General features: G+C 69.0%; 5 protein-coding genes, 3 tRNA genes and 1 pseudogene. 3 read left to right on the top strand and 6 right to left on the bottom strand.

Features of this window, described 5'->3' with window-relative positions:
• Nucleotides 1–557, top strand: a pseudogene (locus GD1_RS25125) (hypothetical protein); the annotation flags it as partial.
• Between the two features lie 8 nt (nucleotides 558–565).
• On the top strand, nucleotides 566–2,962 hold the full coding sequence (locus GD1_RS23515) for a helix-turn-helix transcriptional regulator (RefSeq protein WP_157079607.1): 2,397 nt from the start codon (nucleotides 566–568) through the stop codon (nucleotides 2,960–2,962).
• Nucleotides 2,963–3,101: 139 nt separating this feature from the next.
• Here the strand turns inward: GD1_RS23515 and GD1_RS23510 are convergent, their stop codons facing one another.
• Both GD1_RS23510 and GD1_RS23505 read right to left on the bottom strand, forming a co-directional pair.
• On the bottom strand, nucleotides 3,102–3,653 hold the full coding sequence (locus GD1_RS23510; protein WP_020791534.1) for a YceI family protein: 552 nt from the start codon (nucleotides 3,651–3,653) through the stop codon (nucleotides 3,102–3,104).
• Between the two features lie 124 nt (nucleotides 3,654–3,777).
• Nucleotides 3,778–4,419 carry an NUDIX hydrolase gene (locus GD1_RS23505; protein WP_053778829.1) on the bottom strand — a complete coding sequence of 214 codons (642 nt, stop codon included), beginning with the start codon at nucleotides 4,417–4,419 and terminating at the stop codon, nucleotides 3,778–3,780.
• A 138-nt stretch (nucleotides 4,420–4,557) separates the two neighbouring features.
• Between GD1_RS23505 and GD1_RS23500 the strand changes: the two genes are divergently transcribed.
• A complete protein-coding gene (locus GD1_RS23500) occupies nucleotides 4,558–5,469 on the top strand; it encodes a cytochrome c oxidase assembly protein (protein WP_059039935.1) in 912 nt (303 codons plus the stop codon).
• A gap of 173 nt (nucleotides 5,470–5,642) precedes the next feature.
• Here GD1_RS23500 and GD1_RS23495 read toward each other — a convergent pair.
• The 4 genes from GD1_RS23495 to GD1_RS23480 all read right to left on the bottom strand — a co-directional run bounded on the left by GD1_RS23495 (nucleotide 5,643) and on the right by GD1_RS23480 (nucleotide 7,109).
• Nucleotides 5,643–5,719 (bottom strand) — tRNA-Phe (locus GD1_RS23495).
• Between the two features lie 48 nt (nucleotides 5,720–5,767).
• Nucleotides 5,768–5,844 (bottom strand) — tRNA-Asp (locus GD1_RS23490).
• A gap of 35 nt (nucleotides 5,845–5,879) precedes the next feature.
• Nucleotides 5,880–5,952 (bottom strand) — tRNA-Glu (locus GD1_RS23485).
• An 80-nt stretch (nucleotides 5,953–6,032) separates the two neighbouring features.
• Nucleotides 6,033–7,109 carry a hypothetical protein gene (locus tag GD1_RS23480; protein WP_059039934.1) on the bottom strand — a complete coding sequence of 359 codons (1,077 nt, stop codon included), beginning with the start codon at nucleotides 7,107–7,109 and terminating at the stop codon, nucleotides 6,033–6,035.
• Nucleotides 7,110–7,439: the final 330 nt, after the last annotated feature.

Genomic DNA, 7,439 nt, shown 5'->3' with positions numbered 1-7,439 from the left:
GCGGCGCGATACCGGCCCCGGGCACGGGACACCGCCCGCCGCCGACCCCGCCACCTGCCGACGGTGGCGCACATACCGAGGGCGGACCGCCCGTCGGCAACGGCCCACGGCGTCCGGTGCTCAGCTTCACCGACACCCACGAGGGTGGCGGCGACGACGCTGCCGAGGCGGACACCGGTGGCGGACACCGACGGCGTGCCCTCATCGTGGCGGGGACGGCGATAGTGCTGGCACTGTCGGCCGGGACGGTGTGGGCGGTGACCCACGACGACGGCGGCGGGTCCACACCGCCGGCCACCGTCACCACGACCACCGAGGCGAGCACGACAACCACGGAGACGACACCCGCGGCCACCGCCCCCGAGGTGGGTGAGGAACCGCAGGTCGGCAACCAGCAGGTCCCCACCGAGACCGCCACCCACACCACCGAGCCGTCGGAGACCGAGCCGAGCGTGAGTGTCACCACGGAGCCGCCCCCGGTCATCACCGAACCGATCCCGACCGGTGGCGCCGGCGGTGGTGCGACCACCGCGGCGCCGAATCCCGGTGCCGAATAGTGCCGGTCATGTTGACCGAGCAGGGTGCCGAACTGTTGTCGGTGCTGTCGGAGGACCCGGGACGGCCTCGTGCCCTCGCCGTTCTCGGCGTGGCCGGCTCGGGGAAGAGTTCGCTGCTGTCGCAGGTCCGAAAGGCGTTGCGCGAGGCGGGTCTACGCGTCGCCACGCACACCCGCGTGCCCGTCGGGGACTGTGACGCCCTCGTCGTCGACGATCTGGATCTGCTCACCGAACCCGAGCTGCGGACCGTTGCGGGCATCGTCGACCGTGGTGCGCATGTCGTGGTGGCGGCCACCCGCCCCACCCGGCACTCGGCCGCGCTGCGACCCGTACTCGCCGCCCTGACCCGGGAGTATCCACCGATCCGGTTGGCGCCGTTGACGTCTGCGGAGATCGAGGCGGAGCTGTCGGCGGAGGTCGGCATCACCGACCGTCGGGTGGCCGCGACGCTGCATACGCGGACCGCGGGCCGGCAGTGTCTGGTGGCGGCGGCGGTGGCGGCCCTGCGTGCCGGAATCGATGTGCAGGGGCTGGAGGCGGTGACGGGCAACGAGATCCGCGAGCGCCTCTACGAGATGGACCCGGCGGAGGTCGCGGTGCTGGCGCTGGCGACGCTCGACGTCCCGATCGGGGCCACCGAGGTCTGCGCGACCCTGGGCGTCGACGCCGGACGTGCCGCCGAACTGCTGGATGCCGCACGCTGTTCCGGATTCGCCGGCGGCCCGGAAGCCTTTGTCGCCGATGTGCACCGGCAGGTGATCGCGGTTCTCGGGCGGACCCGCGTGCGTGACATCGAGGTGGCCTTGCGCGATCTGCTGGCCGGCGCGGGTGGTGTCTCGGACCGGCTGGCCGTTCAGTTGTCCTCCGACGGCGTGGACCGGTCGGTGGACAGCCGCCTCGAGGGAGTGCGGCTTCAGGTGCTGGCCGGCGATCTGCGCAGCGCCGCCGAGACCATCGATGCGCTCTGGGGGCGGATGGACCGGGCGCAGAGCGCGCGCTCGGTGGAGGTGGCGTCGGTGATCGCGATCGTGCGTGGCGACGCACCGCGCGCGGCACGGCTGTATGCCTGGCTGGCCGACGCCGCCGACGGCGGGTCACCGATGCCGGCGGGCGGGTGTTCCCGGATCTGGGCGATCGTCGATGCCACCGCGGGCGATGCGCGACCCATCCGCGGGCTCGGTGACGGTGCCGACGGTCAGGTCGTCACACCCAGGCTGGCCGCACAGGTGGAGGCGATGACCGCCCGGGGGCTCGCCGAGTCGTTCGCGAGAACCGATGCCGCCGCACTGCACACGCTGATCTGTGCCGCCGCACTGGAGCGGGACTGCTCGGCTACCCGGCTGTGTGCCGACACCGCTGCGGCCACCGCAGCACTCCTCGCCCTGCATCGCGGCCAGGCGTCGAGGGCACGGACAGTGCTGACGCGGACACCCGCCGACGCACTGCCGCCGATACACCGGCTGCGCCGTCGGATCCTGCTGGCGTGGGTCACCCTGTTCGAGGGAGACGTCGCCGCGGCGGCGAGAGAGGTCGAGGCGGTGGCACGCGAGGCCACCGGTCAGGCACACACCGGACAGCGTGACATTCTCACCGTCGCCGCACTGCGCGTCGCGGTGGCGCGGCGCAACGGCGATGCCGGGACGCTGCGGGCGGCGTGGGATGCGGCGATCGATCCGCTCGGCGAGTACACCGCCGACCTGTTCGGGCTGTTGTTCGTCGGCGAATTGTGGGTCGCCGCGGCACAGCTCGGGAAGCTCGACGAGATGACGCCGACCGTCGAGCGGATCACCGCCGTGCTCACCGGGATCGGCGACGCACCACAGTGGTCGGCGGCGGTGCACTGGTACGGGGTGCACGCGGCGATCGCCGGTCGGGCACCGACCGATCTGGTTCCCCATGCACGCGCACTGGCCGAGGCGGGACGGGCCGACCCCCAGGCCGCGGTGCTGGCGCGGGCCGGCCGGGTGTGGGTCAACGTGCTCGGTGGGGAGATCGACCCGGACCAGGTGGAGGAGGCCGCACGGACCCTCGACGAGTTCGGGTACACCTGGGACGGGGCACGCCTGGCCGGGCAGGCCGCCCTGATCGCCGACGATCCGCGAGTGGGGGCGGCGATGCTGCAGGTGGCGCGCTCCCTGCGCACCTATCGGCAGCCGGTCGCCGCCGACGACGCGGAAGCCGAACGGAAGTCGTCGGTGGCGGTCCTCAGCGAGCGTGAGCGTGAGGTGGCGACGCTGTTGCTGTCGGGGATCACCTATAAGGGAATCGGCGAGCGGCTGTTCATCTCCGCCAAGACCGTCGAGCACCATGTGGCCCGAATCCGTCAGCGCATCGGTGCGCAGAGCCGGGCGGAGATGCTGGCGATGCTCCGTGCGATGAAGCTCGGGGACGAGTTGAGTGCATGAGCGGGCGGCTTCCCGACAGATGACGCGGAGGCGACCCGGACAGACGAAACGGGACCGATACCGCGCGGGGTTATGCGGTACCGATCCCGTTTCTGATCGGCCCACTCGTCGTGGGCCGATCCTCCTGTGAGAGGTCTGATCAGGCGCCCTGACCGGCCTCGATCTCGAGGGTGATGGTGATCTTGTCGCCCACCACGACGCCGCCGCCCTCGAGCGGCATCTCGATGTCGATGCCGAAGTCCTTGCGGCTGAGTACGGTGCTCGCCTCGAAGCCGGCGACCGGGCCGTTGCCCATGCCGGGGTTGACGCCGTTGAACTCGAGCTGCAGGTCGACCGACTTGGTCACGCCGTGCAGGGTGAAGTCGCCGGTGAGGACGTAGTCGTCACCCTTCGGGGTCACTGCGGTGGAGACGAAGGTGGCGGTCGGGAACTGCTCGGCGTCGAAGAAGTCTGCCGAGCGGATGTGGGCATCGCGCTGGTCGTTGCCGGTGGTGATCGAGCGGACGTCGATCTCGGCCTGCACCGACGGGGTGCCGTCCTCGGCGATGGTGATGGTGCCGCTGAAGGTGTCGAACTTGCCGCGGACCTTGCTGACCATCAGGTGCTTGACGGAGAAGGCGACGGCCGAGTGGACCGGGTCGATGGTCCAGGTGCCGGCTGCGATCGGTGCGGTGACGGTGGGGGTGCTCATGGGGTGCTCCTACGCTCTGCGGATTTCTGCTGAGGTCTGGTGGGTCGCTCCTCGACCCATCACCACTATAAGCGGACTGCGGTCCGATTTCATTCCCGGATCGGGAGAATTTTTTTCGAAGATCTCATGACCAGGCGAAAACCGGCTGCTCGAATCCGTCGACGCGGGTGTCCCGGCCCCTCAGGACCACCTCGGCGAACTGGTAGAGGATGGCTCCGGTGGGGGCGTGGACCAGCGAGGTGCGCCCGCTCGGCGAGGTGTCGGCCGGATCGCGACGTACGCCGGGGATCGGCATCTGGATCACCGGCCGCGGCGACTCGGGGATGGAGATGAAGCGCGGTTCGGCCAGCAGGTGCTCGAAGCGGATGAAGTACCACTCCGACACCTCGTCGGGGTTGGGGGTGGGTTCGGGGGCCCGTCCGGCCCAGCACACGACCGGCGTGATCACGTAGCCCGAGCGGGTGGCGTAGTCGTCGAGGCGGCCCAGCACGGTGTCGGCGTCGAGCCGGACACCCATCTCCTCGTGCAGTTCGCGCAGTGCCGCGTCGATCTGGTTCTCCCCGGGATCGAGGCGTCCGCCGGGCAGGGCGAACTGTGCCGCATGACGCCGCATACCCATCGGTCGGCGCAGCAGCCAGATGCCCTGTTGGTCGTCCTGCTCGACGATCACGAGAGTGACGGCTGCGGCGGTGCCGCTCGTCGATGCCGCGCGGCGATCGAAGGTGGTGAGGCGTTCGGTGGCGACGCTGCGTTCGAGGCGGACCATGTCCTCCAGTTCACCACGGCGGCCCGACACGTGGGTGGTCACCGCCGCCAGGTGGGGTTCGTGCGCTATGTCGTCGATATCCGATATGGGTGGAATCGATTGCAGAGCAACATGATCCGAGAAGTGCATACTCGAGGGATGAGCTCGACTCCGCCGCCGCTCGACCTCGGGTCGGTGCCGACCGCCTGGCAGGTCGACGTGGTGACGGTTCCGGTGGTCCTGCTCGCCGTCGGGGCCTATCTGGTCTGTCTGCGGCGTTCGGGGCTGCCCTGGGCGCGGGCCGTTCCCGGTGTCGCCGGTGGGGTGGTGTGGCTGGTGTCGGCGTGCAGCTTCATCGGCGTCTACTCCGACACCCTGTTCTGGGTGCGGGCCCTGCAGGTGGTCCTGCTGCTGCTCGTGGTGCCGTTCTGTCTCGCCCTGGCGATGCCGCTGACGGTGATACGCGCCGCGCTGGGGCCGCGAGGGCAGGAGCGGGTGGATGCCGCCCTCGGCACGCGGTTCGCCCGGGTGTCGGCGTCGCCGGTGGTGACCTCGGCGGGGGTGATCGTGATGCCGTGGCTGATCTACCTCACCGGGTGGTATCCGGCGATGCTGCGGTCCGACGTGCTCGACGTCCTGACGCGGCTGCTGCTCGTGCTCTGTGGGCTCGGCTACTTCTACGCTCGCCTCCAGCTCGATCCGGTGCCGCGTCGGCATGCGCAGTCGCTGACCCTGCTGCTCTCGCTCGCGGAGACCATCGGCGACGGCGTGCTCGGCGTCGTGCTGTGGCAGGGGCCGATCGTGGCGGCGTCGTACTACGAGTCCCTCCACCGCACCTGGGGACCGTCGATCCGCACGGACCAGACCATCGGGGCGGGCATCCTGTGGATTCTGGGGGATGTGATCGGGCTGCCGTTCCTGCTCGTCGTGTTCTCGCGGTTCCGGGCGGAGGAACGTCTCGTGGAGGAGGTGGTCGACGCCCGTGCGGAGGAATCGGCCCGGGATTCCGACGAGCAGGCCCCGACGCTGTGGTGGCAGGAGCATCCGGAGTTGCGGGAGCGGTTCCGGTGAGCGTCCGCCGCGTTCGGAAACCGGTGGCGACCCGTACCTCGCCGAGCACGGCGGGTGGCCACCGATCGTCGGTGTGCACAGTGCGAATCCGGTGGGCGTGGAGTGGATCACCGGAATGGTGACGCGGTACGGCCCGGGGATCACCCGCGCAACTGTGGCGCGACGCTCCCGGCTGGTGGCCAGGGCCGGGATCGAACCGGCGACCTTCCGCTTTTCAGGCGGACGCTCGTACCAACTGAGCTACCTGGCCGGACGACATCGGCCCGATGCGCTGATGCGCACCGGACCGACGCCGAGATGGCGACCCTGACGGGACTCGAACCCGCGACCTCCGCCGTGACAGGGCGGCGCGCTAACCAACTGCGCCACAGGGCCATATTCTGTTGTCCGAACTCGTGAGAGTTCAGGCGTACCCCCTACGGGATTTGAACCCGCGTTACCGCCTTGAGAGGGCGGCGTCCTAGGCCGCTAGACGAAGGGGGCCTGGTCTCACACGCGGAAGCTATCCGCATGGGAGCTGCACTAGCGTAGGACACATTCGGCCCAAAACGTAAATCGCCTGGTCAGAGGGATGGAACCGGGGCTTCGGAGGCGTCTTGGGTCGCGTGTGCGGTCTCGCGCTCCGCCAGGTGGTACGAGATCACCGCGAGGGTCAGCGCACCGATCGTCAGGCCGACGATCGCCCCGAAACCGTCGGTCGCGAAGTCGACGAGGGCGTTGGTGAAGGTGTAGACGATCGCCCCGATCCGCAGTGATCGCAGCGGCCACGCCTCGGTGGTGCGGTTGCGTGCGATCATGGCCGGCAGCGCCAGTGGAAGGGTCAGTGCGCCGCTGAGGAACAGGATCCATCCGGTGGTGTCGTCGGTGCCGAGTTCCAGGGTGATGTTCAGTTCGGCGAGGCGCTCGGGATCGAGCGTCCACTGCAGGATGCCGACGATCACCGCGACCGCCGATCCGGCCACCAGCAGCCAGCCGCTGAGGGTGAGCAGTTTGGGGCTGCGGCACACGCCGGGGATCGCCCGGATGCATCGCTCACGGAGCTGCAACAGACGGTCGGGGGTGTCGGGTGCGGCGTCCACCAGTGCACGGATGTGCGCGACGATCTCGGCGTCGGCATCGGTTTCGCCTGTGTAGGTGAGTAATCGGAGGGCCGCCGCCCGTCTGCGCGGGGTGAGTCCATGCGTGAGTCCGTCGGCGGCGATGGCCGCGGCATTGGCCAATGCCTCTGCGGCAGAGGGCTTCCGAAGATCTCGAACCGCTCTGCCGATCACCAGGATCAGTAGGACGAGAACATACATGATCTCCGCGGCCGGGCCGTAGAAATAGTCGTTGTCCTTGGTGACGAATTTGCCCACCTCGTCCAGGAACAGTCCGAATCCGATGCCGCCCAACAAGATCGTCACGGCTCGGGCCGTCGGTCCGAGGAACATCCAGCCGGCCACCAGGGCCAGCATCATCAGTGCACCGCCCCACAGCGCATGTGCGATGTGCAGGGTGCCGCCGCCGACCTGTGGATAGCCGGTGGCCGCCAGATATCCGCGAGTGACCAGGATCGTGGCGACGGCGAAGATCAGGAACCATTCGACCGCCGATGTCCCGTTGACGGTGCGGGTGACGGCGGGGGTACGGCTCGCGGGCATGACTGAAGTATTGCCGCGTTGCCGGAATTGTCCACAGGGGTCGGGGAAATTCGGTGACGACGGAGTTTGTCGGTGGGCTCGTGTACCGTGGCCTGTAATCGAACAAAAGTTCTTTACCGCAGGTCACAAGCACTCCGGGGGGAGGTGATCAGATGACGAACACACCCACGACATCACTGTCGTTCACCGATTCCCGCTGGCCGCAATTGCCACTCGACAATGCCGATCTATTGGGTGGGGTCGACCCGACAACACCCGAACAATCCTCCACCAACGACCTACTGGTCGGGTTACGCGAGATCGATCGAGGACGATCCTTCCTCGCCTGGT

Source organism: Gordonia desulfuricans NBRC 100010, assembly GCF_001485495.1.
GTDB classification, from domain to species: Bacteria; Actinomycetota; Actinomycetes; order Mycobacteriales; family Mycobacteriaceae; genus Gordonia; species Gordonia desulfuricans.
Note: the sequence above shows the minus strand (reverse complement) of the source record. Positions and strands in the feature narration are given on the sequence as shown.